Raw genomic sequence first — 1,802 nt, forward strand, 5'->3', positions numbered from 1 at the left:
GCTACCGGGACTATTCGCAGTGCACCGGGCTTCAGCCCGGTGGTGAAGCGAATCTGAGAGCTGCTCTGACCTCAGCTGTGGGCACGGATCTGTACTGTTCACCTCAGCCCGGGTCAGAGTGGCCGGTTCTGCTGCTCGATGTACTGCTTCACGATGCTGAGCGGCGCGCCGCCGACGGACCCGGCGAAGTACGAGCCGGACCACAGGCGCTGTGCCCGCCAGTAGTGGCGGACGAGGTCGGGGAACTCCTGGCGGAGCCTGCGGGAGGACACGCCTTTGAGGGAGTTCACCAGTCTGGACACGGCAACCTTCGGCGGGAAGTTCACGAGGAGGTGGACGTGGTTGTTCTCGCCGTTGAACTCGACCAGCTCGGCCTCGAAGTCCTTGCACACGGCCCGCATGATCTCCTCGCACCGCGTCAGGTGCCGGTCAACGAAGACGGAGTGCCGGTACTTCGTCACGAAAACCAAGTGGACATGCATGCGGAAGATGCAGTGACGACCAGTACGAACGTTCTCATCGATACCCATAAACCAACTGTGTATCATGATCCGTATGCAGCTTCGGTACAGCTTCCGCCTGTACCCGAGCGCCGGTCAGCGCATGGCGTTGGCAACGGCGTTCGGGTGTGCGCGGGTCGTCTTCAACGACGCGCTTCGCGCTCGGGAGACCGCCCGCAGCGAGGGGCTGCCGTTCCCGAAGACCGGCGACCTGTCGAAGGCGCTGATCACCGAGGCGAAGAACACCCCGGAGCGGGCGTGGCTCGGCGAGGTGTCGGCGGTCGTTCTCCAGCAGTCGCTGCGCGACCTGGACACCGCGTACCGGAACTTCTTCGACGGCCTGAAGGGCAAGCGCCCGCGCATGGGCGCGCCCCGGTACAAGTCGAAGAGGGACACCCGGCAGTCGGTCCGGTTCACCGCGAACGCCCGCTGGTCGATCACGCCGGGGCAGAAGCTGCGCCTGCCGAAGATCGGCGACGTCAAGGTGAAGTGGTCCCGCTCCCTGCCCTCGACGCCGTCCACGGTGACCGTGGTCAAGGACGCGGCAGGCCGGTACTTCGCGTCCTTCGTTGTGGAGACCGGCCCGGAGGAAGTCCTGCCCCAGGTCGCGCCCGAGGTGGGCATCGACCTCGGACTCGGACACTTCGCGGTCCTCTCCGACGGGACGAAGATCGACAGCCCGCGCTTCCTGCGCCGGGCCGAAAAACGCCTGAAGAAGGCGCAGCGCGCCCTCTCCCGCAAGGAGAAGGGCAGCAAGAACCGGGGCAAGGCCAGGATCCGCGTCGCACGGGCACACGCCCGTGTCGCGGACGCGCGCCGCGAGTTCCACCACCAGCTCTCCACCAAGCTGATCCGCGAGAACCAAGCGGTCGCCGTGGAGGACCTGTCGGTGAAGGGACTCGCGCGCACGCGCCTGGCCAAGTCCGTGCACGACGCCGGATGGTCGGCGTTCGTGAACATGCTGGAGTACAAGGCCGCACGGTACGGCCGCACCCTCGTGAGGATCGGCCGGTTCGAGCCGACCTCCCAGGTGTGCTCGCGGTGCGGCGTCAAGGACGGCCCCAAGCCCCTCCACATCCGAGAGTGGACGTGCCAGGCGTGCGGGGCGGTCCTGGACCGGGACATCAACGCGGCGGTCAACGTCGCCAAGGCCGCCGGACTGGCGGCATCAGCCTGTGGAGCGCAGGTAAGACCGGGACTCGTCCCGGCACCGCGCCACGAAGCAGGAACCCACCCGACACCGCAGCCTTCAACGGCACGGCAAGCGGGAATCACCGTCCTTCAGGGCAGCGAGGATGTCAA

At 66.9% G+C, this 1,802-nt stretch carries 2 protein-coding genes; one reads left to right on the forward strand and one right to left on the reverse strand.

The genetic code is table 11. The features are described from left to right. Positions 1–113: 113 nt before the first annotated feature. Positions 114–530 (reverse strand): IS200/IS605 family transposase, encoded by a 417-nt coding sequence (gene tnpA / locus AC2CJA_RS26480; RefSeq protein WP_484605186.1) that lies wholly within the window; start codon positions 528–530, stop codon positions 114–116. 25 nt (positions 531–555) lie between these two features. On the opposite strand from tnpA, the gene AC2CJA_RS26485 reads away from it, so the two are divergent. After that, positions 556–1,802, forward strand: a 1,247-nt coding sequence (locus AC2CJA_RS26485; RefSeq protein ID WP_484605187.1) for an RNA-guided endonuclease InsQ/TnpB family protein, incomplete at its 3' end; no start/stop codon positions are given.

It is taken from the genome of Streptomyces sp. ATLC9 (assembly GCF_057196705.1).